The 24,871-nt window shown below is 71.8% G+C and carries 22 protein-coding genes; 8 read left to right on the forward strand and 14 right to left on the reverse strand.

Annotation, left to right across the window (positions count from 1 at the left end):
• Positions 1 to 20 precede the first annotated feature (20 nt).
• Positions 21 to 611: a heme-binding beta-barrel domain-containing protein gene (locus QWI33_RS11930; protein ID WP_289957369.1), complete on the reverse strand. Its 591-nt coding sequence runs from the start codon at positions 609 to 611 to the stop codon at positions 21 to 23.
• 151 nt (positions 612 to 762) lie between these two features.
• On the opposite strand from QWI33_RS11930, the gene QWI33_RS11935 reads away from it, so the two are divergent.
• Positions 763 to 1,548, forward strand: coding sequence for an HAD-IIA family hydrolase (locus tag QWI33_RS11935; protein ID WP_208496955.1), 786 nt, complete (start codon positions 763 to 765; stop codon positions 1,546 to 1,548).
• An 80-nt stretch (positions 1,549 to 1,628) separates the two neighbouring features.
• A complete protein-coding gene (locus QWI33_RS11940; RefSeq protein WP_289957370.1) occupies positions 1,629 to 2,048 on the forward strand; it encodes a DUF3263 domain-containing protein in 420 nt (139 codons plus the stop codon).
• A 147-nt stretch (positions 2,049 to 2,195) separates the two neighbouring features.
• On the opposite strand, the gene QWI33_RS11945 is transcribed toward QWI33_RS11940, so the two are convergent.
• From QWI33_RS11945 to mdh, 3 genes are all read right to left on the reverse strand, one after another.
• The gene (locus tag QWI33_RS11945; protein ID WP_289957371.1) at positions 2,196 to 3,434 is read right to left on the reverse strand and encodes an APC family permease; all 1,239 of its coding nucleotides are present in this window, start codon (positions 3,432 to 3,434) and stop codon (positions 2,196 to 2,198) included.
• A 35-nt stretch (positions 3,435 to 3,469) separates the two neighbouring features.
• A complete protein-coding gene (locus tag QWI33_RS11950) occupies positions 3,470 to 4,216 on the reverse strand; it encodes a phosphatase PAP2 family protein (RefSeq protein ID WP_289957372.1) in 747 nt (248 codons plus the stop codon).
• Positions 4,217 to 4,329: 113 nt separating this feature from the next.
• On the reverse strand, positions 4,330 to 5,280 hold the full coding sequence (gene mdh, locus QWI33_RS11955) for a malate dehydrogenase (protein ID WP_289957373.1): 951 nt from the start codon (positions 5,278 to 5,280) through the stop codon (positions 4,330 to 4,332).
• A gap of 486 nt (positions 5,281 to 5,766) precedes the next feature.
• On the opposite strand from mdh, the gene QWI33_RS11960 reads away from it, so the two are divergent.
• Positions 5,767 to 6,666: a sulfite exporter TauE/SafE family protein gene (locus QWI33_RS11960; protein WP_289957374.1), complete on the forward strand. Its 900-nt coding sequence runs from the start codon at positions 5,767 to 5,769 to the stop codon at positions 6,664 to 6,666.
• Positions 6,667 to 6,725: 59 nt separating this feature from the next.
• Here the strand turns inward: QWI33_RS11960 and QWI33_RS11965 are convergent, their stop codons facing one another.
• Together QWI33_RS11965 and QWI33_RS11970 are read right to left on the reverse strand one after the other, a co-directional pair.
• Complete coding sequence (locus QWI33_RS11965) at positions 6,726 to 7,259, reverse strand: hypothetical protein (RefSeq protein WP_289957375.1); 534 nt, start codon at positions 7,257 to 7,259, stop codon at positions 6,726 to 6,728.
• 99 nt (positions 7,260 to 7,358) lie between these two features.
• A complete protein-coding gene (locus QWI33_RS11970; protein WP_289957376.1) occupies positions 7,359 to 8,525 on the reverse strand; it encodes an acyl-CoA dehydrogenase family protein in 1,167 nt (388 codons plus the stop codon).
• 266 nt (positions 8,526 to 8,791) lie between these two features.
• Here QWI33_RS11970 and QWI33_RS11975 point away from each other — a divergent pair, with 266 nt between their 5' ends.
• Positions 8,792 to 10,186, forward strand: a complete 1,395-nt coding sequence (locus QWI33_RS11975; protein ID WP_289957377.1) for a UDP-glucose dehydrogenase family protein — start codon at positions 8,792 to 8,794, stop codon at positions 10,184 to 10,186.
• Positions 10,187 to 10,457: 271 nt separating this feature from the next.
• Here QWI33_RS11975 and QWI33_RS11980 read toward each other — a convergent pair whose 3' ends face one another.
• Positions 10,458 to 10,709 carry a hypothetical protein gene (locus QWI33_RS11980; RefSeq protein ID WP_289957378.1) on the reverse strand — a complete coding sequence of 84 codons (252 nt, stop codon included), beginning with the start codon at positions 10,707 to 10,709 and terminating at the stop codon, positions 10,458 to 10,460.
• A gap of 2 nt (positions 10,710 to 10,711) precedes the next feature.
• Positions 10,712 to 11,296 carry a UbiX family flavin prenyltransferase gene (locus QWI33_RS11985; protein WP_289957379.1) on the reverse strand — a complete coding sequence of 195 codons (585 nt, stop codon included), beginning with the start codon at positions 11,294 to 11,296 and terminating at the stop codon, positions 10,712 to 10,714.
• Between the two features lie 51 nt (positions 11,297 to 11,347).
• On the opposite strand from QWI33_RS11985, the gene QWI33_RS11990 reads away from it, so the two are divergent.
• Complete coding sequence (locus tag QWI33_RS11990; RefSeq protein ID WP_289957380.1) at positions 11,348 to 12,256, forward strand: polysaccharide deacetylase family protein; 909 nt, start codon at positions 11,348 to 11,350, stop codon at positions 12,254 to 12,256.
• Between the two features lie 211 nt (positions 12,257 to 12,467).
• On the opposite strand, the gene QWI33_RS11995 is transcribed toward QWI33_RS11990, so the two are convergent.
• The 5 genes from QWI33_RS11995 to QWI33_RS12015 form a co-directional block, all read right to left on the reverse strand.
• Positions 12,468 to 12,914 carry a hypothetical protein gene (locus QWI33_RS11995; RefSeq protein WP_289957381.1) on the reverse strand — a complete coding sequence of 149 codons (447 nt, stop codon included), beginning with the start codon at positions 12,912 to 12,914 and terminating at the stop codon, positions 12,468 to 12,470.
• Complete coding sequence (locus tag QWI33_RS12000; protein ID WP_289957382.1) at positions 12,869 to 15,067, reverse strand: CDP-alcohol phosphatidyltransferase family protein; 2,199 nt, start codon at positions 15,065 to 15,067, stop codon at positions 12,869 to 12,871. Before QWI33_RS12000 ends, QWI33_RS11995 begins: the two co-directional genes overlap by 46 nt.
• Entirely contained in the window at positions 15,064 to 15,918 is an 855-nt protein-coding gene (locus QWI33_RS12005) for an ABC transporter ATP-binding protein (RefSeq protein WP_289957383.1), read from the reverse strand. The genes QWI33_RS12000 and QWI33_RS12005 overlap by 4 nt, the downstream gene beginning before the upstream one ends.
• A gap of 116 nt (positions 15,919 to 16,034) precedes the next feature.
• Positions 16,035 to 16,367 carry a hypothetical protein gene (locus tag QWI33_RS12010; protein WP_289957384.1) on the reverse strand — a complete coding sequence of 111 codons (333 nt, stop codon included), beginning with the start codon at positions 16,365 to 16,367 and terminating at the stop codon, positions 16,035 to 16,037.
• 11 nt (positions 16,368 to 16,378) lie between these two features.
• Positions 16,379 to 19,048, reverse strand: coding sequence for a glycosyltransferase (locus tag QWI33_RS12015; protein ID WP_289957385.1), 2,670 nt, complete (start codon positions 19,046 to 19,048; stop codon positions 16,379 to 16,381).
• Between the two features lie 163 nt (positions 19,049 to 19,211).
• On the opposite strand from QWI33_RS12015, the gene QWI33_RS12020 reads away from it, so the two are divergent.
• Together QWI33_RS12020 and QWI33_RS12025 are read left to right on the forward strand one after the other, a co-directional pair.
• Positions 19,212 to 20,711 carry a glycosyltransferase family 2 protein gene (locus tag QWI33_RS12020; RefSeq protein WP_289957386.1) on the forward strand — a complete coding sequence of 500 codons (1,500 nt, stop codon included), beginning with the start codon at positions 19,212 to 19,214 and terminating at the stop codon, positions 20,709 to 20,711.
• Positions 20,712 to 20,716: 5 nt separating this feature from the next.
• Positions 20,717 to 22,153 carry a glycosyltransferase family 2 protein gene (locus QWI33_RS12025; RefSeq protein ID WP_289957387.1) on the forward strand — a complete coding sequence of 479 codons (1,437 nt, stop codon included), beginning with the start codon at positions 20,717 to 20,719 and terminating at the stop codon, positions 22,151 to 22,153.
• On the opposite strand, the gene QWI33_RS12030 is transcribed toward QWI33_RS12025, so the two are convergent.
• Positions 22,070 to 23,248, reverse strand: a complete 1,179-nt coding sequence (locus QWI33_RS12030; RefSeq protein ID WP_289957388.1) for a glycosyltransferase family 2 protein — start codon at positions 23,246 to 23,248, stop codon at positions 22,070 to 22,072. The two genes, QWI33_RS12025 and QWI33_RS12030, sit on opposite strands and share 84 nt — an antisense overlap.
• A 337-nt stretch (positions 23,249 to 23,585) precedes the next feature.
• Here QWI33_RS12030 and QWI33_RS12035 point away from each other — a divergent pair, with 337 nt between their 5' ends.
• Positions 23,586 to 24,860 carry a nucleotide sugar dehydrogenase gene (locus QWI33_RS12035; RefSeq protein WP_289957389.1) on the forward strand — a complete coding sequence of 425 codons (1,275 nt, stop codon included), beginning with the start codon at positions 23,586 to 23,588 and terminating at the stop codon, positions 24,858 to 24,860.
• Positions 24,861 to 24,871: the final 11 nt, after the last annotated feature.

A 24,871-nucleotide genomic window follows, 5' to 3' on the forward strand; every position in this document is an offset into this window, starting at 1 on the left:
GTTCGGGTCCCGTAAGGGTGTCAGCCGGCGACGCGGTTGAGGCTGGCGCTCAGGTGCGGGCTCAGGGGCTTGCCTTCGGCGGCCAGTTCCTGGGCGTACATGAGGGCGCCTTCGACGAGGCCGTACAGGCGCTTGCCCGCGGTGACCTCCTTGGCCTGCGGGCTGCGCACGACCGCGTCGGTCGCGATCTCGATCTTGGTGCCGTCCACGTGCCCGTAGTACAGGTCGAGGATGCCGGTGGGGTGCGAGAGGAGCACTTCGATCTCGGGGCGCTTGGGGTCGTTGCCCTGCACCACGCGCCACCAGCCGGTCTCCTGGGCTGCCGGCCGCACGGGCTTGCCGTCGACGTCGATGATCCAGGACCGGGCGTGGTAGCGCAGGAACGGCCGGCCGTCGTGCAGGAAGCTGATCTCCTGGGCGTAGAGGAAGTCCTCGGTGCCGGGGTAGCCGCCCTGGCCGCGCCCGCGCCAGCGGCCCACGAGGGGCAGCAGCGGCAGCAGGTCGTCGTGCAGGTTGGGCCCGCGACGGAGGTCGTCGGTCTCCTCGAACGGGTAGGGCTCGACCTGCTTGAAGGTCGAGGCGAACTCTTCGGGTACTTCGCGCTCGCTCATTTGTTCCTCGCGGTTCGAATGGTCCAGTAGCCGATTGCGCCCGCCATGGCGCCTGCGGCGATGACGAGCACGGCGGTCAATGCCGTCTCCACGGGCATCACTTTACGTCCGGTCCTCGTCGTTCTCTCGATGCGATGGCAAGATGTTGAGCATGACTACACCTGGACCCTTCGACAGCTGGCTCTCGGACATGGACGGCGTGCTCGTCCACGAGGGCGTGCCGGTTCCCGGCGCCAACAAGCTCATCGAGAAGTTGCAGACGGCGGGGAAGCGGTTCCTCGTCCTGACGAACAACTCGATCTACACCCCGCGCGACCTGCATGTGCGGCTGAAGAACTCCGGGCTGCAGGTGCCGGTCGAGTCGATCTACACCTCGGCGATGGCGACCGCGGACTTCCTGCAGTCGCAGCGGCCCAAGGGCTCGGCGTACGTGATCGGCGAGGCGGGCCTGACGACGGCGCTGCACGAGATCGGGTACGTCCTCACCGATTACCGCCCGGACTACGTGGTACTCGGTGAGACCCGGCGGTACGACTTCGGGGCGCTCACCACGGCGGTGCGGCTGGTCAAGTCCGGTTCGCGGTTGATCTGCACCAACCCGGACACGACCGGCCCGAGCCCGGAAGGGCTCATGCTCGGTGTGGGCGCGGTTGCGGCGATGATCACTGCGGCGACCGGCTCGGAGGCGTACTTCCCGGGGAAGCCGAACCCCCTGATGATGCGGAACGCGTTGCGCCGCATCGGGGCCCACTCGGAGACGACGGTGATGATCGGGGACCGCATGGACACCGACGTGCTGTCGGGCCTCGAGGCCGGGCTCGAGACGGTCCTCGTTTTGTCAGGGGTCACTGACACTATGGAAGAAGTCGAGCGCTACCCCTTCCGGCCGAACCACGTCAAGGACTCGGTGGCGGACCTCATCGACTGGATCGAGTAACCACGGCTCCGCAAGCGGCGCCGTACGTTCGGAAACCACGGCGACGCTCGCGAAGCCGTACACCTACGAGGAGCCGCCCCATGCCTCCCGGCCAACGCCCCGCCAAGCCCGTCTCGCGTGCGCGCCCGGGAGGTGAAGAGGAGTTCGTCCCCGCGCCGCGGTCCGCTCGCGGACCGCAGGAGGCCTCCCGTCCGGCACGGGAGGCGCCGCCGAAGCAGCCTGCGCCGCAGCGGGAGCCGCACGGCCCGGAATCGAGGGCGCAGTCGCAGGCGGAGTCGAAGCTGAGTTCGACGGAGTCGCGGCTCCTGGCGTTCGAGGCGCGCTGGTGGCGGGCCTCGGGTGCGAAGACGCAGGCCATCAGTGATGAGCTGGAGCTCACCCCGGAGCGGTACTACCAGCATCTGGCGCGGCTCATCGACCACCCGGAGGCGGCCGCCGAGCAGCCCGCGGTCGTGCGGCGGCTCAGGGCCGCCCGGGACCAGCGCCGCGCGGAGCGCTGACGGGCCCGCGAGCCCGGAGTGCCCGCGCGACTGCGAGCGAGGCCGTGGGCGGCGGGGTCGGATCCGCCGCACCTGATCGCTGCGCACCGGCCCGATGCCCATGGGCACGCGGCGCGATGGATTTGCAGCCCAGGCCGGCCCGCGCGCTCAGGCGGCGCGGGCCCGGCGTTCGGTGAGGGCGTACCAGCCCGCGCCCGCCGCGAAGACGACGAGGCCGCCGAGCACCGCCGAGAGCGGCAGGCTCGCGGCCACGATCAGGCATCCGGCGAGTCCCAGCCACGGGAGCAGGGCGCGCCGGTCGAGGGTGACCGCGGCGGCGTTCGCGACCCCGTAGTAGACCAGCACGCAGAAGCTGGAGAACCCGATCGCGCCCGCCAGGTCCAGTGTGGACACGAGGATGAGGACGAGGCCGCTCGCGGCCAGCTCCGCCGCCCAAGGCACCCCGAACCGCTCCGAGACCGCCGCCAGTCCCCCCGGGAGGCTGCGGTCGCGCGCCATCGCGAGCGCGGTCCGGCCGATCCCGGCGAGCAGGCTGAGCAGGACCCCGGCGACGGCGATCCCCGCACCGATCGCGACCACGGGCTTGAGCGCGGGCGCACTCGCACCGGCGAGGTCCGCGAGCGGCGCGGTCGAGGCGGCGAGCGTGCCCGCACCCAGCACATTGAGGACGGTGAGCGCGACCAGCAGGTACACCGCGAACGTGATGCCGAGGGCGATCGGGATGGCGCGGGGGATCGTCCGCTCCGGGTCCTTGACCTCCTCGCCGAGCGTGGCGATCCGGGCGTAGCCGGCGAAGGCGAAGAAGAGGAACCCGGCGGCGGTGAACACGCCCCACGGGTGCGTCCCCTCGAGCGGTTGGGCCGCAACGGGTCCGGTCGAGCCGGCGATGACGACCGCGGCGAGCACGGCCAGCGTCGTCGCGGCGAACACGGCGGAGGCGAGCGCGGTGCGCTTGACGCCCAGGAGGTTGATGGCGCAGAAGGCGACGACCGCCGCGGCGGCGAGGGCGCGCGGGTGGTCCGGCAGAAGGTAGGCGCCGAGGGTGAGGGCCATCGCGGCCGCTGAGGCGGTCTTGCCGACCAGGAACGCCCAGCCCGCCGTGAAGCCCGCGGCCGGGTGGAGCCGCCGCGTCCCGTAGACGTACGCGCCGCCCGCCTGCGGATGGAGCGCGGCCAGGCGGGCACTGGAACGGGCGTTGCAGTACGCGATGAACCCGGCGATGACCAGGGCCGCAAGGAGACCGGGGCCGGATCCGGCGGCGAGGGCCGCAGGGGCCCAGACGGCGAAGACGCCGGCGCCGAGCATGGACGCGAGCCCGATCGCGATGGCTGAAGGGAGCCCCAGGCGGCGCTCGAGGGACGGCCGCTCGCGCGGCGGTGTGGGCATGTGTCGAAGATACCGTGCGGGCGTTCGCGACCCGGCTAGCGATATCGCCGGTCGGGCTCGAGCCAGAGCGGCAGTGCGACGGTGTCCCACGGGATGCGCTGCACGGTGCGGAGGATCGCGAAGCCGATGAGCAGCCCCGCGGGCGTGTCGGTGAACCAGTGCCAGCCGAGGTAGGTCGTGGAGCAGATGACGATGATCGGCGGCAGCACCAGGAACAGCCGCCGCAGGAGCGGAGGCCATCCCGCGCCGACGAGGAGCACGATGAACCCGTACCAGATGATCGTGTTCAGCACGTGCCCCGACGGGTACGCGCCGGAGGGCTCGAGCCCGGAGAACAGGACCGCCTGCGCCGCATCGGCGTACGGCGGCCGGGCGGCCTCCGGCCAGTGCGGGTAGACCCGCGGCAGGGCGAACTTGAGGACCAGGACCGCGCCCGCCATCCCGTACGCGGCCAAGAAGGCGATGAGCGGGCGGACGTTGCGCCCGCGCCAGGCGATGATCGCGGCGATGCCGAGGGCGATGCCGCCGAGGAGGCCGCCCTGCCCGAGCCGGTTGGTCTGGATCGCGATGAAGTTCGCCCACTCGGGCCGGTTCGCATCGGAGAGGTCGCGGATCCAGATGTCGAGGTGGACCAGCGGGCTCGGCCAGACGAGGGGAACGGTGAGGGCCACGAAGGCGACGGCCATGGCGATCTCCGGCAGCCATGAGCGCGGCCGTGTCAGGACGAAGGGCCGCCAGGCCTGGGTGTCGGCCTTGGTGCGGCGCTGGTCTGCGGCGGTCACGGGCGTAAGCCTAGCGACAAGGGCGGGGTCGGCGAATCCGATACGGGGGTGCGGGTGGAAACCGTCAGGGGCGCCCGCGGGCGGGCGCCCCTGAACGGTGTCGTCAGTGCGGATTACAGGCCGGCGACGTCGGCCTGCTTGCTGCGGACGGCCTCGGCGGCCTCCTTGAGGTTGGCGAGCTCGTCCGCGGTGAGGTCGGTCTCGACGACCTTCTTGACGCCTTCGGCGCCGATCTGGGCGTTGACGCCGAGGTAGACCCCGGAGATGCCGTACTCGCCGTCGACCCAGGCGCAGACGGGCATGACGGCGCCGGAGTCCTCCGCGACGGCCTTGGCCATGCGGGCGGCGGCGGCCGACGGCGCGTAGTACGCCGAGCCGGTCTTGAGCAGGGCCACGATCTCGGCGCCGCCGTTGCGGGTCTTGGTGACCAGCTCTTCGACCTTCTCCGCGGGGAGGAGGTCCGTGAGCGGCTTGCCGTCCACGGAGGACTGGCTGGGGACCGGCACCATGGTGTCGCCGTGCGAGCCGAGCGTCAGGGTGGTGACCGACTTGACCGGCACCTGGAGCTCTTCGGCCACGAAGTTGGTGAAGCGGGCGGTGTCGAGCATGCCCGCCTGGCCGAGGACCCGGTGCTTCGGGAAGCCCGAAGCGAGCTGGGCGAGCGCGGTCATCTCGTCCAGGGGGTTGGAGACGACGATGATCACGGCGTTCGGGGAGTGCTTGACGAGGTTCTCGGTGACGCCGCGGACGATCTTGGCGTTGACCTCGAGGAGGTCCATGCGGCTCATGCCGGGCTTGCGCGGCAGGCCCGCGGTGATGACGATGACGTCGGAGCCGGCGGTCTTCTCGTACCCGTTGCCGTCGTTGTCGGTGGTGGCGCCGACGACCTTGGTCTCGAAGCCCTCGATGGTGCGGGACTGGTTCATGTCGAGGGCGATGCCCTCGGGCTTGCCCTCGACGATGTCGGTGAGGACGACTTCGTCGAAGACGTCGTACTCGGCCAGGCGCTGGGCGGTGGTGGAGCCGTAGAATCCGGCGCCGACGACCGTGACTTTCTTACCCATCGAATGCTCCTCTGCATCAAGACTGCCTGTGCGGTTCGCAGGCCCTCGGGTTGTGCGGCGGCGCGCGTCGCCGTGGCGCGCCAGGTGAATGGCGGGCCGCCCTCGGCGGGCGTGCTGGCCGCAATGGTGCTCGGCTCGGCGAGTCCGCGAGCCGCGGGTTTGGCTACGCGAGCGTAACCAGGTCTGTTCGTCCACGCTATGACGCTCGTCTCGGGGGGCGCATCCGGCCCCTGACCGGGTGGCGGAGGCCTCCAAATGCGATCGGCGCCGGTGTGAGCACCGGGGCCGGCGGACCGGTCCGGGGCCGCTCCCGCCCGGCGGCGGGTTTCGCGGTGGCCGGCGCGGGGGATGATGTGGGGACGGAGTGCGTCGGCGGGGTGTCGCGAATCCGTCCCGCTTCGACGTCCCGAAGCGTGGGCACTCGTTGACTTGTCCTACTGATCTAGTGGACTATTCAGAAGCCATTCGTACCCGAGGGAGCCGCGCGTGCTGATCGCGACCACCATCCTCTCCTCCGTCGCCGCGGGCTTCGTCGCCCAGCTCGTCGACGGCAGCCTCGGCATGGGCTTCGGCACCATCACCATGACGTTCCTGCTCGGCCTGGGCATCGCCCCGGCCGTGGCGTCCGCATCGGTGAACGTGGCGACGATCGCCACGGGCGCGGTGAGCGCCGCCTCGCACCACAGACTGCAGAACGTCCACTGGCCGACGACCCTGAAACTGGGCATCCCCGGCGCGGTCGGCGGTTTCGCCGGAGCCTGGGCGCTGGCGTCGCTGACGCGGCTCGACGCGGCCACACCGGTGACGAGCGCGATCCTCATCGCGCTGGGCGTGGTGATCGTGTGGCGCTTCGTGCAAGGCCGCGGCGCGGGCCACGGCCCGATCCGGTCGGGGTTCGCGATCCCCACGGGCCTGGTGGGCGGTTTCCTCGCCGCGGTCGGCGGGGGCGGCTGGGGGCCGGTGACGATGCCGATCACGTTGACGACCTCGCGGCTGGAGCCGCACCGGGTGGTCGGCTCGGTGTCGACGGCGCAGGTGTTCGCTTCGGCGGCGGCGGTGCTCGGCTTCTGGATGGCGGTGCCGGACACGCTGACGGTGCTGTGGCCGGTCGTGGTCGGCATGGCGATCGGCGGCATGGCCGCGGCGCCGCTGGCGGCGTGGCTGACCCGCAAGATCCCTACGGCGAAACTGGGTTCGACGATCGGCATGCTCGTGGTGGCGCTGAACCTGCGGACCCTCTTGGCGACGTTCGCGGTCCCGTGGCCGGTCGTGACGGGCCTGTACCTGGCCCTCGCGGCGGTCTGGGCGCTGGTGCTGGTGGCGCCGAAGCGCCGCGAGACCCGGGAGGCGGCGGCGGAGCCGGCCCCGCTGGAGGCCGAGGCGTAGCCTCTGCGGCAACGACATTCGCAGGGCCCGGACCGGCGCGGTCCGGGCCCTGCCGCGTCCTAACTGATCTGGTAGGAGCCGGCGCGGTTGCTCCAGCCGATGGTGCCGAGGTTCGCGAGGTTGTCGATCCAGGTGGAGGAGGCCCCGGAGAGGGTCACGGTGTCCCAGAGCTTGATGTCGCACGAGCGGTACGTGTGGACCGAGCTGGCGCGGTTGTTCCAGCCGGCCGCGTCGAGGTAGTCGACGCTGAACTCGACGGGCGAGTACGCGGCGGAGCAGGTGTAGCTGCCGTCGCCCACGAAGGAGCGGGTGCCGCCGGCGGGGTCGTAGTTCGTGCGGTCGTAGAGCGTGATGAGGGTGACCGACTGGATGCCGACCTCCTCGGCGGCGGCCGCGTCGGCGGCGAAGGCGGCGTCCTGGGTGGCGGCGCAGGTCGTCTCGTGGGTGCTGAGGTTGACGACGCAGTGGTCGGCGGCGGGCGCGGCCTGGGCGGTGCCGGGCGCGAACGCCATGATGGCGGCGAGGGCCAGGAGGGCCGATGACCCGGCGGCCAGCGCGCGCTTCCGGGGGGCGTGGTGCAGCGGTTCACTCATGACCGGATTCTATGCGACCGGAGGTCGTGTTCGTAACTGCCGCAAGGCGACAGAAAAGGCCCGGACCGTCCACCGGTCCGGGCCCGGCACCGACTTCGTCTAGAACGCCTTGCCGCGCTGGAGCTCCCGGGCGATGACGATGCGCTGCACCTGGTTGGTGCCCTCGTAGATCTGGGTGATCTTGGCGTCGCGCATCATGCGCTCGAGGGGGAAGTCCTGGGTGTAGCCGTAGCCGCCGAGGATCTGGACCATGTCGGTGGTGATCTGCATGGCCGCGTCGGAGGCGAAGCACTTGGCGGCGGCGCCGAAGTAGGTGAGGTCGGCGTCGCCGCGCTCGGAGCGGGCGGCGGCCGCGTAGGTGAGTTCGCGGGCAGCGCTGATCTTCATGGCCGCGTCCGCGAGCAGGAACTGGACGCCCTGGAACGCGGCGATCGGCTTGCCGAACTGCTCCCGTTCGGCCGCGTAGGCGGTCGCGGCGTCGAGCGCGCCCTGGGCGATGCCGAGGGCCTGCGCGGCGATGGTGACGCGGGTGTGGTCGAGGGTGCGCATGGCGAGCGAGAACCCTTGGCCGACTTCGCCGATGAGTCGGCCGGCGGGGAGTCGCACCGAGTCGAGGTAGACCTCGGCGGTCGGGGAGCCCTTGATGCCGAGCTTCTTCTCGGGCTTGCCGAAGGAGACGCCCGCGTCGCCCTTCTCGACGACGAACGCGGAGATGCCCTTGGCGCCCGCGCCGGGTTCGGTGACGGCGAAGACGGTGTAGAACTCGCTCACGCCCGCGTTGGTGATCCAGCGCTTGACGCCGTCGAGGACCCAGTCGTCGCCGTCGCGGACGGCGCGGGTGGTCATGGACGCCGCGTCCGAGCCGGCCTCGGGTTCGGAGAGGCAGTACGAGAACATCGCGTCGCCTGCGGCCACGGGCGGCAGGTAGCGGCGCTTCAGCTCCTCGGAGGCGTCGAGGAGGAGCGGCAGCGAGCCGAGCTTGTTGACGGCGGGGATGAGCGAGGAGGAGGCGCAGGCGCGCGCGACCTCTTCGATGACGATGGCGGTGCCGAGCGCGTCGATGCCCGCGCCGCCGTATTCGGCGGGGATGTGCGGGGCGTGGAGGTCGGCGGACTTGAGCGCCTCGTAGGAGCGCTCCGGGAAGGTCGCGGTCGCGTCGGCCTCGGCGGCGTGGGGCGCGACCCCGGTGTCGCAGACGCCGCGGGTCGCCGCCCGGATGTCGTCATACTCTTCTGGCAGCTGGTAGGGGGTGAACCCGGTGGACATCAGTGGCTCCCGCGTTTGTTACTCGTCAGTACGATGGGCCGAGTGTAGCCCACTGCGGCCGCGACCGGTGATGCCCGCCACCGCGAGTTTTCTACTGCTTCTCCGCAACTTAGGACGAAGTTCATGCGTGAAGCTGAATATACGACTGCGCAGGCCATAGTCGCATTCACGTACAATTCGAGGTCGCCGCGCACGAATCCAACGCACGTACGCACGGGCGCCGCCCCCACCGGGCGGGCCCGCCGAACGAACAGACAGGGCACCAGATGGCGAACGCGAGCCAGTCACCTTCGCAGAACACCACGACCCGGCCCCGCATCTCCTTCCTCGGATGCGGATACCTCGGGACGACCTACGCGGTCTGCTTCGCGGAGCTGGGCTACGAGGTGATCGGGTACGACGTCGACGCCGCCAAGATCGAATCCCTCAACACCGGGGTGCTCCCCATCCACGAGCCGGGCCTGCCCGAGCTGCTGAAGAAGAACCTCGAGACGGGCCGCCTGCGGTTCACCACCGACGTCCAGTCCGTCGCCGACTTCGCCGACGTCCACTTCATCTGCGTCGGCACCCCCCAGCGCAAGGGCGAGCACCGCGCGGACCTCTCCTACATCGAGACCGCCGTCGTCGACCTCTCCCAGCACCTGAGCCGCAAGGTCCTCATCGTCGGCAAGTCCACGGTGCCCGTCGGCACCGCCACCTGGGTCCAGGAGCTCGTCGACCGCCACGCCCCCGAGGGCCTCGGCGTCGAGGTCGGCTGGAGCCCGGAGTTCCTCCAGGAGTCGAACGCGATGCACGACGTCCTGCGCCCCAACCGGATCGTGTACGCCGCCCAGTCCGAATGGGCCTCCCAGCTGCTCAAGGACGTGCACCGCGGCATCCTCGAACTGGCCGCGGTCGAAGACCGCGAGGTCCCCGTCGTCGAGACCGACCTGGCGACGGCCGAGCTGGTGAAGGTCGCCGCGAACGCGTTCCTGGCCACCAAGATCTCCTTCATCAACGCCATGGCCGACCTGAGCGAGGCAGCCGGCGCCGACGTGGTCGACCTGGCCCGCGCCATCGGCTACGACCAGCGCATCGGCAACAAGTTCCTGCGCGCCGGCATCGGCTTCGGCGGCGGCTGCCTGCCCAAGGACATCCGGGCGCTCTCGGCGCGCGCCGGCGAGCTCGGCGTGGGCGAGTCGTTCCGGTTCCTCGACGAGGTCGACGCCGTGAACACGCGCCGCCGCTCGCACACCGTGCGCGCGGTCGCGGAGCTGGCCGGGCGGTCCTCGGGGCCGAACGGGCCGGACCTGTCGGGGGTGCGCATCGCCTACCTGGGCGCGACGTTCAAGCCCGACACCGACGACATCCGCGACTCGCCCGCGCTGGACATCGCGCGGCGGCTGCGGTCGGCGCGCGCCGACGTGGTCGTGTACGACCCGGAGGGGCTGGAGAACGCGCAGGGGTTCGCGCCGGAGCTGAGCTTCGTGAAGACCCTCGCCGAGGCGGTCGCGGGCGCCGACGTGGTGTGCGCGATGGTGCCGTGGGAGGAGTTCCGCACGCTCGACCCGGAGGCGCTGGGCCAGCAGGTGGCCGAGCGGCGCATCCTCGACGGCATGAACGCGTTCGACCCGGTGCAGTGGCGCAAGCACGGCTGGTCGTACCAGGGCATCGGCCGCTAGACTCGAAGACGCGAATTCCCCGAACCGCCCGGCGCGCACGACGCGCCGGGCGGTTCGTTCGTATGCGGCGTTTCCAGGCGTCAGCCTTCAAAACGGACACCCTGGGGACCCCCCGTATTCCATGCTCCCAGCAGGGTCCGACATGGCCCGGGGTGTTCGGGCGTTTCGCGGCGCTAGCCTTCAAAACGGACATCCGGAGAACCCCCGGCAACAACCCTGCCGCAGGGGTACGACATCGCCCCCGGTCAGCGCCTCGTGAGACGCGTCAGGGTCAGGGTGCGAGGTTCACTCGCGTGAACGGCCAGGCGTGCGGGGCGCGGTCGACGAGGGCTTCGGGCGGGTCGGGGAGGCGGCGGGGCGGGCGGGGTCCGACGGCGATCACGACGACCCGGTCCCCGGCAATGAACACCTCGGTGCGCACCTCGGGGTCGGCGACGGCGTGCACGCCCTCGTCGAGCACCCAGCGGAGCAGCTCGGCCCCGCGCCCCTCGGCGGCCTTGGCCTCCCACATCAGCGTGTCCACCGCTACTCCTCCACTGCCTCGGTGCCGTTCAGACCGTCCCATCGTCGCGCACGGGGGTGGTCGAGTCCGAACTGGTCGAGCGTCCGCGCCACCACGTGGTCCACGATGTCGTCGATCGTCTCAGGCTTGTTGTAGAACGCGGGCACCGGCGGCAGCACGACCGCGCCCATGCGCGAGAGCACCAGCAGGTTCTCCAGGTGGATCTCCGAGAGCGGGCTCTCGCGGGCCAGCAGCACGAGCCGGCGCCGCTCCTTGAGCGTCACGTCCGCGGCCCGCCCGATCAGCCCCTCGGTGTAGCCGGTGCGGACCGCGGCGACCGTCTTCATCGAGCACGGCGCGATGACCATCCCGTCGGTGCGGAACGACCCCGAGGAGATCGGCGCGGCCTGCTCCCCCGGCCCCCAGGCGTGGTCGGCGAGCGCGACGACCTCGGCGGGCGTGTAGGGGGTCTCGAGGCGGAGGGTGGTGCGGGCCCAGCGGCTCATGACGAGGTGGGTCTCGACGCCGTCGATGTCGCGCAGCGCCTCGAGGAGCCGGACGCCGAAGATCGCGCCGGTCGCTCCGGTGATGCCGACGACGAGTCGCATGTCCCCTCCAGGTTTCCTCGAAATGTGGGCCAACACACTTACAATCACGACATGGTTCGTCACAAACTGGGCATTGCGGCCGCGGCCGCGCTGCTGCTCGCGCTCGCCTGGGTCTGGCCTGAGGGCGACGAACCGCCTGCGAGAGCGACCGCGACCGAGCCTACTGCGTCGGCCTCGACTTCGCCTGCGAGCGAGGGCGAGAGCGAGGCCGAGGACACCGGCTCGAGCGAGGCCCCGGCCTCGTCGGCCGGGCCGGAGGAAGAGCCGAGCGATGCGGCGCCCGAGCCGGGGACCGAGCCCGCGGCCTCCCCCACGCCCGCCGCGCCGACGCCGCCGGTGGCCGAACCGGCCGCGAACACGTACGACGGGCCGCTGGGCACGCGCAACCACACCGGGGACCACCGGGTGGCGCTGACGTTCGACGACGGGCCGTCCCCGGAGTGGACGCCGAAGGTGCTGGACATGCTGCGCGAGCGCGGGGTCAAGGCGACGTTCTGCCTGATCGGGGCGTACGCGGAGGCGTACCCGGAGCTGGTGGCGGACATCGCCCGGGAGGGCCACACCCTGTGCAACCACTCGTGGTTCCACGAGTTCGACCTGGGCAAGTGGAGTGAGGAGGAGATCCGGGCGAACCTGCAGCGCACGAACGACGCGATCCTGAAGGCCGCGCCGGGCGCCGAGGTGCGGTACTTCCGGCACGCGGGCGGGCAGTGGACGGACCGGGCGATCGCGGTGGCGGCGGACCTGGGCATGGAGTCGCTGCACTGGACCGTGGACCCCTCGGACTGGGACAACGCGGTGACGGAGAAGCAGATCCGCGAGCACGTGCTCGACCGCAGCGCGCCGGGCGCGATCGTGCTGCTGCACGACGGGGCCTCGAACCAGGCGGACATGTGCGGGGCGCTCACCTCGATCTTCACGGAGTTCTCGCGCCGCGGCTACGTGTACACCCCGCTGTAAGCCCCGAAGCGAAACGCCGAACCGCAGTCAGGCGCCCGCACCTCGCGCCGGCTGCGGCTGCGACTGCGACGACTGCGCAGCCTCGGCGACCGGCTCACCCGGTGCACCTCGGCGGCTCATGCCCGTGGACGGTCGCCTCGCGCGCACCGTCCGGCGTCCAGGGCTCCGTTCAGGGCAGCCCGGAACGCCACGGCCACATGCAAAGCGAAAGTCAGCGCAGGTCGGCGGGCATCTTGCGGCCCGGCAGGAGCGCGAGGAACGCGAGGGCGAGCAGGCCGACGCTCAGGGCGGCCTGGACGGGGAACTCGAGCCCGAGCAGCCCGCCGCCGCCGTTGCCGGAGCCGCCGCCGTCGATCGGCCGCGACTCGGGGGACGCGCCGTCGGTGGACGGGTCCGGGGTGCCGTCGCCGTCGCTGTCCCCGCCGTCGGTGTCGGAGGTGCCGTCGCCGTCGTAGCTGGGGCTCGGGGTGGGCGAGCCGGGCGGGATCGGGTACGACTCGTCGACGTTCGTCCAGTCCACATGGGAAATAGTGGATTGACTTTCAGAGGGGGCGCCGTTCGCGGTCAGGCTCCCGAGAATCGCGGGCAGGGAGAAGAGACCCACCACCCCGATCACGGTCGCGGCGAGCACCAGACGCGAGAGCCGGAACTTGCGCACAAGTACACCTTAGTCGTGGGAGACCAGCGATGCGCGCCTGTCTGCGCATGTAACTCGAACGAGTTCGCTTGGCGGTCAAGCATGACGGCCCGTTCGGGCCCGATCGCGCTGCGGCGGCGCAGGTCCGGAGGTAAGGCGGCGGCCGCGCGCGAGGCGCGGACCGTGCCCGCGACCACCGCGCCGACGAAGACCGCCGCGACATAGACCGCGAGCGCCCCATAGACCACAGTGGCCACTACCGGAACGGTCGCCACTGCAATGGCGGCGGCCGTGATCGCGATGAGGCTGCGTGCGGGCCAGCCGAGGCCGAGGTCCCGGCGGGCCACCGGCGAGGCGGCCTTGTCCAGTCCCGCGGCGAGATCGTAGAAGTACAGCGCGATCACCGTCAGCAGCGTGTACAGGACCGGCCAGGACACGCCCGCCGCGATCCCGGCCGCGCAGATCGCGCCGAGCTCGACCGCGCGCAGCCCCGCCGGAATGAACCAGTCGAGCAGGCCCTCATGGTCCGTGCGGGCCACCGAGGCGGCCAGGACGAGCGCCAGCGCGGCGAGGCCGAACGGCGCCCACGGCGGCGTGCCGAACGCGGCGGCGAGCACCGCGGCGGCTGCCGCGGCGACGGCGGCGGCGGTCGCCGCGAACGGCGTCATGTCGCCCCCGACCGGGCTGCGGGGCACGAGCTTGCCGAGGGGCCCGTCGTCGCGGTGCGCGGACCGGTCGGGGCGGCGCAGGGCGGCGGTGCGGGCGGCGAGGGAGCGGAGGGTGCGGCCGGCGGTCGTGTAGCCGAGGGCGAGGAGCTGCCAGACGAGGAGCGCGGCGAGCGCGGCCTGCGGCCCGAAGGCGACGGCCGCGACGGCGAGGAGGAGCCAGCGTTCGCCGACGGGGGCGACGATGGTCCGCTTGATCCAGTACAGGGGGGTGCGGTGGGCGCCCATGACCTGCTCGGATGCGGTGCCGAGGCGCTGGCCGAGGTGGGCGGCGCGGCCGACGGGCGGCGCGGATTCGCGCTTGCGGGCCTGGCGGACGACGGCGGTGTCGAGGAGGACGGCGTACCAGGTGTCGGCGGTGTGCCGGATGGTCTGCGTGGCCATGGCGGCGATCGCCAGGCCCCATGCGGTGGGTGCGGCGACGCCGCTCGCGGCGGCGCCGGCGGCGAAGCCGGCGTAGATGAGGAACTCCTTGGAGCGGTCGGCCATCATGTCGAGCCAGCCGCCGAAGGAGGAGAAGTTCTGGGTGTAGCGGGCGAGCTGGCCGTCGACGCAGTCGAAGACGAAGCTGGCGTACATGAGGGCGGCGGCGGCGAGGTACCACAGCCGCTCGCCGGCACCGGGGGAGGCGCCGGCCTGGGTCCAGCCGGTGGCGAAGATCGCGGCGGCGCCGACGGCGAGGGCGATGGACACCCAGGTGATGGGGGTGGGGGTCCAGCCGAGGCGGGCGGCGAGCTTGACGAGGCGGGGCGTCCAGGTGGAGACGGCGTAGGTGGCGAAGAAGTCGTCGTCGTGCTTGATGGCGTTCTTGAGCCGCCAGGCGTCCATGTCGACCGCTTCGAACGCGGCGATGGTCGCGAGGGCTTCGTCGGCGTTGCCGACCTGGCGGTGCTCGAGGCCGCCGGTGCGGTAGGCGTTGACGGGCACGGCGCGGGCGTGGAGGGCCGCGAGGACGGACGCGAACGCGTCGCCTTCGGCGCGGCGCGGCCAGTGCCGTTTGAGGCGGGCCAGGTGGGCGGCGGAGACCTTCGCGAGGCCGCCGAGCCGGTCGGGGCCGGGCCCGGGGCCGGTGACCAGGCCGCGTTCGCAGTTGACGGGTGCGGCGGTGGGGTCGTCGCCGCCGACGAGCACGCCGGAGCGGCGCGAGGAGTCGGACAGGACCGCGGCGACGGTGGTCTGGGAGGCCACGAGGTCGGCGCAGGCGACGTAGAGCGCGCCGCCGTTCTCGGCGGCGAACGCGAGTTCGCCGAGGTGGCGCAGGTCCGTGTTCGCGTCGGCCGATTCGATCTGGGCGGCCTTGACGGGCCGGTCCGCCCCGGGCCGGGTGAGCACGGTGATGTCGTCGCAGCCGGCTTCGCGGATCTGCGCGATGAGCCGGTCCAGGACGGTGGTGTCTTCGGTTATCTCGGCGTGGCCGCCCGGAGCCGGCAGGATGACGGCTCGGCTCACGTGGCCGCCTCGACCGCTCCCGGGACGGGGGCCGGAGCGGCGGCCTGCTCCGCGGCGGCCTTCGCCGCCTGCTCGCGCTTCTTCTTCGCGGCCTTGGCGTCGGCGTCGCGCTTCTCGGCGGTCTTGTAGGCCTCGAGGGCCTCTTCGACGGTGCCGTCGGTCTCGAGGGTGCCGGCGTCGAGGAAGATGCCGCGCTTGCAGTACTTCTTCAGGTCGCCCTCGGAGTGGGAGACGAACACGAGGGTGCGGCCCTGTTCCAGGAGCCCGGCGATGACGGCCTGGCACTTGCGCTTGAACGCGGCGTCGCCGACGGCGAGCGCCTCGTCGACCAGGAGGATCGGGTGCGGGAGCTGGGTGATGACGCCGAAGCCGAGGCGGACCTTCATGCCCGAGGAGTAGTGCTTCAGGGGCGTGTCCATGAAGTCCTCGAGCTCGGAGAAGTCGACGATCTCGTCGTACTTGGCCTTGATCTCCTTGTTGCTCATGCCGTGCAGCGCGCCCACGAGGTTGACGTTCTCGCGGCCGGTGAGGTCGCCCGAGAAGCCGGCGGAGAGCGCGATGAGGGGGGCGACGCGGCCTTCGCGGCGCACGTACCCCTCGTCGGGGATGAGGACGCCGGTGATCAGGCGCAGCAGCGTGGACTTGCCGGTGCCGTTGCGGCCGATGATGCCGACGGCGTCGCCGGGGAAGATGTCGAAGTTGACGTGGCGCAGGGGCCAGAAGTCCTGCGCCGCGGCGCCCTTCTGGTTGGCCGAGCGCCTGACGAACAGGTCTTTGACCCGGCCTTTCTTCTGCTTGCCTTTCGCGAAGCAGATCCCGAGGTCACGAGCCTGAATGATCGGCTCTTCCATGGGGGCGGCCCTCCCGGACAGGTGGTTGACACAGCGCGCCAATAGTACCGCCCGGTGGTTTTCGGCAGCTCGCGGCAGATCCGAGAGCTTCCTCATGCCCGGTTCGGGGGGCCTTGTCAGGCCGCGCGGTCGCTTTCGGCGGCGCGGCGACGTTCCGCTGCCAGGCGTTCGACCTCGAACGCGGCGAGGATGCGGCGCAGCGTGACCTCGGCGCGCTCGGCGGACGCGCGGGCCTCCAGGCGGGTCTGGCGGCTCTCGTTCCACACCAACCCCAGTGCTCCCAGGGTGACCAGGCTCATCAGCGATGAGACGACCCACACCAGGCGCTGCTCGCCGAGGAAGGCGACGGCGAGCAGTCCGAGGGCCGCGAGGCCGCCGGCGGCGGCGGCGACCCGCAGGGGCGAGGGCCTGCCGATCCTGATGTAGACGGCTTTGAGCTTCTGCTTCATCGGAGGCACTCTCATCTGGCGGCGGGACTGGGGACGGCCGGGGACTCGGGCCGGTCTGGGGCGGCGGTGCCGGGCGCGGCGGGGTGCGGGAGGGCCCCGCTCGGCGAGGCGCCGGGGGCGGCGGCGCTCTCGGCATTGCTGTCTGCGGACGTGCCGTTCGGGGAGGCGTCGCCCGCCGTGCCGTCCGCGGGCGTGTCGTCGAGGAGGCCGGCGACGAGCCGGCGGTAGGCGTCGTGGCTGAACCGTTCGCGGACCCGCTGCTGGGCGAGGGCGCTGCGGGCGAGGAACCGCTCCGGGTCGGCGTACAGCCCGTTCACCAAATCCACCACTTCGGACGGTTCGCAGTAGAGGGCGGCGTCGCCGAACGTCGGCTCGAAGCGGGGCGGCAGGATCGCGACGCACCCGGCCGCGAGCGCTTCGAGGACGGCCCGGCCGAACGCCTCGTACTGCTTCGGGTGCGGGAAGTAGATCCAGAAGTCCAGTTGGTACAGGAACGATTCGACGTCGGTCTCGTCGAAGCCGTAGCAGGTCCACGCCGCGGGCGGGTCCTCGCCGGTGATCGCCGCGACCGACCCGGCCCCGCCCATGATCCGCACGTCCCAGCGCCCGTCCCCGGGGTAGATCCGGGGCAGGTCGGCGGCGGTCGGCCACTTCGTGCGGTCGTCGCGCGAGTGCCGCCCGACCACCGGCAGCACCGACCGGAAGCCGGTGCGGGCCGGGGCGATGGCCGCCGTGTCGAGGATGCCCGGCATGTCGAAGTCCGCCAGCGCGGCCGCGGTGAGGCCCTCCTGCGCCGGCCCCGCGGGCGTGAGCGCCTCGCGCACCTGCGGGCCCTGCGGCACCCAGAGCGGCTCGACGCCGAACATGTCGGTCGCGTTGGCGTGGCAGGCGTCCGGCACGTACCGGGTGTCGGAGCCGTCGCGCTCGTGCGGGGCCTGGTTGGCGAGCACCACCATCCGCTTCGGGCGCACGTTCGAGCGCTCCCCGGAGCGGAACTGCAGGATCGGCGGGTACCGCAGCACCAGCAGGTCGCACACGACGTCGTCGGTGACCAGCACCTGCTCAGCGAATCCGTCGTTGACGAGCCGCTGGAACGGCGCGCACATCGGCCGGTCCTCAACGGTCATGTGCCGCCACGACTCCAGGTGCATGAGGGCGACGCTCAGCCCCGCGGCCTTGAGCGCCTTGACCTCCTCGATCATCGACTTCTGCGGGCCGCCGAACGGCCGCCAGTCGAGGCAGAACACGACGTCGAAGCGGCGCCGGCGCTGCTCGGGGCGGGCCACCGCCGCGTGGTAGGGCGCCCAGAACGGGCGCCGGGCCGGGGCCCGCGGCAGGTACGGGTCGGCGCCGGCCCGGATCTGGTCGTGCCACAGCGGGTACGCGGACTGGTAGGCGCGGCGCGCCGGGTGCTTCCAGCCGGGCCCGAACTCCTCGCGCGAGAGCGACCCGGGCGCCTGGCGCATGACCGTGTCGTGCACGCCGTGCAGGCGGCGCACCGCGCCGTCGCCGAACGCGGCCGCGACCCGGTGCAGGAACTCCGTGTCGGCGCCCTTGCGGACCTCGTCGTAGTAGCCGACGCGGTCGAGCACGCTGCGGCGGAACATCATCGACGCGGTCGAGACCGTCGTGAGGACCCGCCCGGGGCGGGTCACGGTGAGGTCCTCGTTGCACAGGAACGCCTCCCCGTACGTCAACTGCAGCGCCGGGTCGGCCAGCAGCGGCGCCACCGACCGCGCGAGCCGCCCGGGCGCGGCCCAGTCGTCCGAGTCCAATCCGGTCACGTAATCGCCGGTGAGGGCGTCGAACGCGGTGTTGCGCGCCGCGAACGTGCCGCCGTTCGTTTCCCGGCGGATCACCCGCACCCGCTCGTCCAGGGCCGCGACCGCGTCCAGGACCGCGTCGAACTCCGGGCCCGAGGCGTCGTCGACGACCAGCACCTCCAGGTTCGTCCACGCGCCCTCGAGCAGTGAGCGGACCGCGGTGAGCAGGGCCCGGCCGGGTCGGTACGCCGTCATCACCACCGAGATCCGCGGACCGGACGCGACCTTCGCCGTCGGCGCGGCGCGCAACCGGTCGAACCACGCCAGCACCTCCCCGTCCACCGAAGGCGGGCCCAGCCGCAGCTCGCGGCGGCCGGTCAGCGCACCGAGCCGCTTGACCCACGCCGGCTCGTCCCCGCCCGCGTCCGGATGCGCGAGATCCGCGACCAGCGCGCCCCGCTCCAGCGCCGGCAGGTGCCGGCCGTAGCGGCGCAGCAGACTCCGGGTCTTCGCCAAGTCGCCCAGGACGTACGCGAGCTGCGTGTGGACGGCGGCCTCACGGGGGCTCACCCGCCGCACCCCGCCGATGTCGAGCGCGAGATCGAACAGCGCCAACGCATCCCGCCGGTCCTCGGCCGTCCCCGTCTGGAGGCCCACGACCCGCGCGAGCGACGCCAGCGCCGCCGCGTCCACCGCGAACTCCCTCGCGGCCGCCGCGTCGCGACGGCGGGCGACACCGAGGAGCCCCGGAAGGTCGAGGCGGCGGGTCGCGGCACGGGCGAGCAGGTGGCGGGCCCCGGGCGAACGGGTCCGCAGCGCGGTCGCACTCAGCGTCCCGGGCGCCCGCTCCCCCGCCCGGACCAGGAGGTCGTCGGTGAGTCGGCCCGGATAGCGCGCGCTCTCGTCAGCTCTGTGCATCTCGTCCGTTCATCTCCAGGTTGCATTCCGCCCAGATCTTCGCGTGTCCAATGGCAATAATGCTGAATTGAGCGCGAACAATTGTCCTCAGTCGCGTAAACAGATGCTGAACTGGGAAGCCGGTCAATCCTCATGAATGCGTCCGGGATATCGTGGGCGCGAAATGAGCGACTCACCGAAACGCCCGCGCATCGTCCGCAACGACTATAGGGCTCTGCACCCGCCCACCTCGGGTGATTGGAGCCCGAGTCTCGCGGTGAGCGTCGTCGTCCCGGCCTATGGCGGCCAAGGCGAACTGGACCTCGTATTGGCGGCCCTCGCGGCCCAGTCCTATCCGTCCGAACTCATGGAAGTGGTCGTCGTCGACGACAATTCCACGCCCCCGCTGCGCCTGCCGGAGCTTCGCCCCGAGCACACGCGACTGGTCGTCACCACCGGCGAGTCCTGGGGCTCCGCGCACGCGGTGAACACCGGCGTCAACCACGCCGACGGACAGGTCGTCCTCCGCCTCGACGCGGACATGGTGGCCTACCGCGACCACGTCGAAGCCCAGATGCGCTGGCACCACGCCGCCGACTACCTGGCGGTCCTGGGCCACAAGCGGTTCGTCGAATGGGAACCGGGACGGTTCACCCCCGAGCAGGTGCACGAGAAGGTGCTCGCCGGCGAAGCCGCCGCACTGTTCGCGGTCGAGGACGCGAAACCGCACTGGGTCGAGAACGTCATCGCCGACACCGCCGGACTCGTCCAGCACCACCCCGGGATCTTCCGGGTGTTCGTGGGCGCCACCAACTCCGTGCACCGCGACTTCTTCAAGACCGTCGGCGGACTCGACACCGACCTGCGGCTCGGCTCCGACACCGAGTTCGCGTACCGCCTCGCGCAGGCCGGAGCCGTGTTCGTCCCCGAGACCACCTCCTCCGCCTGGCACCTCGGCATGCCGCAGATGGTCCAGAAATGGGACGAGGGCCGCCACCAGCGCGTGCCCTACATCGCCCAGCGCGTACCGCTGCACGGGATGCGCCGCACCGCCCCCGCACGCGCCTGGCGGGTCCCCCTCCTGGACATGGTCGTCGAGGTCGGCGACGCCGCCGCCGCCGACGTCGACGCCTGCGTCGCACCGGTCCTCGCCGGACCGGACGGCGACGTGCGGATCACCCTCGTCACCGGCCAGGGCCCGGCCCCGCAGGACCGCGCGTCCATCCTCGCCGGCGAAGGCGCCCAGCAGCGCCTCATCGAAGAGGCCTACGACGCCGAAGCGCGCGTCCGCGTCGCCGCCGAAGCACCCGCCCCCGACCCGGCCGTCCCCTACCGGCTCCTCCTCCCCCGGCCGGTCCCACTGCGCGCCAACAGCATCGGCAAGCTCCTGGCCGCCATGGAACGCGCCGACGCCGGCCTCGTCCTCGCCGCACTCCCCGACGCGCCCCCCGCACGACTCGAACGCACCGCGGCCTTCGCCCGCGCCCGCCACATCACCGGCGACAGCGGACTCGACCAGGTCGTCGCCGGCATCTGGGGCGCCGCCCGATACGACGGCCTCGCCGCCCGCGAAGCCGAGCCCACGGTCTACGAACCCGGCCCGCCCGACGCCGCCCGCCGCCTCGCCCGCCGCCTCTTCGACGCCCGCCAGCGCGCGCGCCTGCGCGCACTCCTGCGACGGTGACCGCCATGCCACCCGTGCTGCGCGGCAACGACTACGGGCCGCTGGCCCGCCCCGCCGACGCATGGGAGCCCGCACTCAGCGTCAGCATCGTCATCCCCGCCCACGGCCAGCAGGACAAGCTCGACGTCACCCTCGCCTCCCTCGCCGCCCAGACCTACCCGGCCCGGCTGCTCGAGGTCGTCGTCGTCGACGACGGCTCCGACCCGCCACTGCGGCTCCCGCAACTGCGACCCGAATCCACGCGGATCGTCGCACCCCTGCCCGGCGGATGGGCCTCCGCGCACGCCACGAACTCCGGTGCCGCCCAAAGCGACGGCGACGTCATCCTGCGCCTGGACGCGGACATGCTCGCCTACCCCGACCACGTCGAGTCGCAACTGCGCTGGCACCACACCGCCGACTACCTCGCGGTCCTGGGCCACAAGCGATTCGTCGACTACCAGGCGGGCGACCTCGACCCCGCGGCCGTGTTCGACGCGGTCCGGGACGGCAAGGCCGGAGAGCTGTTCGACTTCGAGCGCTCCCAGCCGCAATGGATCGAGCAGATCATCGACGCGACGGCCGGCCTGCGCCAAGCCGACCACCGGGCGTTCCGCATCCTCGTCGGCGCATCGTTCTCAGTGCACCGCAACCTCTTCACCGCCGCCGGCGGCATGGACGCCGACGTCCTGCTCGGCTCCGACACGATCTTCGGCTACCGCCTGCACCAGGCCGGGGCCGTGTTCGTACCCGACGACCGGTCCTCCGCATGGCACCTCGGCCCGCGGCAGATCGCCGCCCGCGGCGCACTCGCCAAGGCCTACCGGCGGCCCCGCATCGCCAACCGCGTGCCGGAACTGGACCTGAAGCGCCCCAGGGCCGCCCGCGGCTGGCAGACGCCCCTGGCCGACGTGGTCGTCGACACCGCCGACGCCCCCGCCGACCTTGAGTCGACAGTGGACACCCTCCTGTGCGGCACCGCCCCCGACATCCGCATCACCCTCACCGGCGACTGGCCCGAACCCCACACCGGCCGCCACCCCATGCTCGACGACCCCGACCTCGACGCACGACTCCTCCTCGAATCGTTCCGCGGCGAACACCGCGTGCACTTCGCCCCCGCCCACACACCCGACCCCAACGTGCCGTACGTGATCCACATGCCCCCGACCGTGCGGCCAGGACCCGACACCGTCGCCGCACTCGTCGCCTACGCGAACCGCCACCGCCTCGGCCTCGTCGAAGTCGCCGCCCCCGAAGGCGCCGTCCGCCTGGAACGCACCGCCGCCGCCGCACGAGCCGCACACCTCGGCGTGGACATCGACGCCGTATGGGGCAGCGCCCGACTCGCCGGACCGCTCAGCGACGTCCTCGCCCCGTCAGGAACCGGAGACGCGCGGAGCGGGCAGCGTGGGCTGCGCGGGAAGACCCGAAACCTCGTCCGCCGCATGCTGGACCGCTGAAGCGCCCACCGAACTGTTCGCCGACGACGCCTCGACCTCCGAAGCCGTCGCCTCCGGCACCGGCACCGGCCCCGGACCCCGCTGCGGACCGTTCCGATTGACCCGCTTCGCAAGCCGGTACACCTGCCGGAACGCCTCATACCCCACGTACGCGCGGGCCGCCAGCAGCCGCTGCTTCAGACCCGTGACACCCGCGGCGGGCTGCCACGCGTCCGGACCGGGGTGATAGCGGCGGTACAGCTCCGACGTGCGGCGGAAGAACTCGCGGCGCTTCTTCGGCTCCACCCGCTCCGTATTGCCGATGACCAGCAGCAGATGCCACACCATGTGGTTGAACAGGGCCACACGGACCCCGGCGTCGTCCACGCCCTCGAAATCGTCCCAGGTGCGCTGCCACTGGGTGAACACGTCGAAATGGCGGTCGTCGCGGGTGCGCGTGATCGAGGACCCGGCGCGCTGGCGCCACTGGTAGCAGCATTCCACGACGACCGCGATGCGCTCGGCGCGGCGCAGCAGCGCGTAGGTCCAGGGGATGTCGGTGTACCAGCCGGTGGGGAAGCCGAGGTCGATGCCGGTGAGGAACTCGCGGCGCGAGACCTTCGTCCACGGGGTGTGCGTGTAGTCGACGATGCGCGGCCATTCGGCGAGCGTGAAGCCGCTCGGGTCCGCGGGGCAGTGCGCGGCCAGCTCGGGGAGCTCGCCGGTCTCGATGACCCCGGTGTCGCGGCGCTTCTCGTGCTGGACGAGCACGACGTCCGGCGGGCGCGGGCCCCTCACCGCGGCCAGGACGCGCTCGACCGCGCCGGGCTTGAGCTCGTCGTCGGCGTCGACGAACCACACGTAGTCGCCCTTCGCCTGGGCCAGACCGAAGTTGCGGGCCGGGCCCGAGCCGGCGTTCACGGGGGTGGTGACGACCGTGATGCGCCCGTCGCGGGCGGCGTAGCGCTCGGCGACGGCGCGGGACCCGTCGGGCGAGCAGTCGTCGACGACGACGACCTCGAGCTCGTCCCCGCCGCCGTCGACGACGGTGTCGAGGCACCCGGGGAGGTACTCCTCGGCCTCGAATACGGGGATGACAATGCTCAGAGCGGGCATGGATCGATAGTAGCCCCAGCGGCACACACGGATTGGGCGGCGAATAGGACCCCGATCACGCCGCAGAAAGGACGTCAGCGCATGTAAACGGCGGATTTCTGCTGCCATTGCGAAACCATTCCGCACTCCGCGCCGCCGCACAAAGAATGGTGAACTCTTTCCGAGCACGAGGTGAACAACCCGGCAATGCGACGAAAGACTTGACCACAGGTGTCGCCGAAATGAACGAGTGACCTACAAGGACCTGCGTCTCCCCTGGTCAGGGGAGTGGTGTTCGCCATTGCTAATGTTGATCGCAGCACCCCCGAGACGCCTCTGAATCGCAAAGGACTCCACTGTGGCAACTGTTGACGCTGCGCGCCCGATCGACCTGGTCGTCGTCGGCCAAGGGTATGTGGGACTGCCGCTCGCCCAGGCTGCGATCGCCAAGGGCCTCAGCGTGGTCGGCCTCGACCGCTCCCAGCCGGTGGTCGACGCGCTCAACGCCGGCTCCAGCCACATCGACGACGTCTCCGACGCCGAGCTCGGCCTGATGCTCCGCGGCGGCTACACCGCCTCCACCGACCCCTCGGTGCAGGCGCGGGCCAAGGCGATCGTCATCTGCGTGCCGACCCCGCTCGGCGAAGCGGGCGGGCCCGACCTCGCCGCCGTCATCGGCGCCTCGCACGCGGCCGGCCGGCACCTGCAGCGCGGCGCGCTCGTCGTCCTGGAGTCCACGACCTACCCGGGCACCACCGAGGAGGTCGTCGCGCCGATCCTGCGCGAGGAGTCCGGCCTCGAGCCGGGCGTCGACTTCCACCTGGCGTTCTCGCCCGAGCGGGTCGACCCGGGCAACCCGGTGTACGGGATCGTCAACACCCCCAAGGTCGTCGGCGGCCTCACGCCCGCGTGCACCGCCGCCGCTACCGGGCTGTACTCGCAGTTCATCGACCAGATCGTGGAGGCCAAGGGGCCGCGCGAGGCGGAGATGGCGAAACTGCTGGAGAACACGTACCGGCACGTGAACATCGCGCTCGTCAACGAGATGGCGGTGTTCTGCCAGGAGCTGGGCGTGGACCTGTGGGACGCGATCAACCTCGCCAAGACCAAGCCGTTCGGGTACCAGGCGTTCTACCCGGGGCCGGGCGTCGGCGGGCACTGCATCCCGATCGACCCGAACTACCTGTCGTACAAGGTGCGCACCCTCGGATACCCGTTCCGGTTCGTGGAGCTGGCGCAGGAGATCAACAACCGCATGCCCGAGTACGTGGTCACGCGGGCCATGGCGAAGCTGAACGCCGACGGGCTCGCGCTCTCGCGCGCCCGGGTGCTGCTGCTCGGGGTGACGTACAAGCCGGACATCGCCGACCAGCGCGAATCGCCGTCGACGCCGGTGGCGCGCAAGCTCCTCGCGGCGGGCGCGGAGCTGGCCTACCACGACCCGCACGTGCCGGTGTGGAGCGTGGGCGCCGAGCAGATCGAGCGGGTGACCGAGCTGGAGACGGCCAAGGCCGACCTGATCGTGCTGCTCACCAACCACGCCGAGTACAAGGCCGGCGCGCTGCCGGCCGGGGTGCCGGTGCTGGACACGCGGGGCGCGCTGCGGGGTGTCGAGGGCGTCGAGACCCTCTGAGGCCCCTGGGC

It is taken from the genome of Glycomyces tritici (assembly GCF_030403505.1).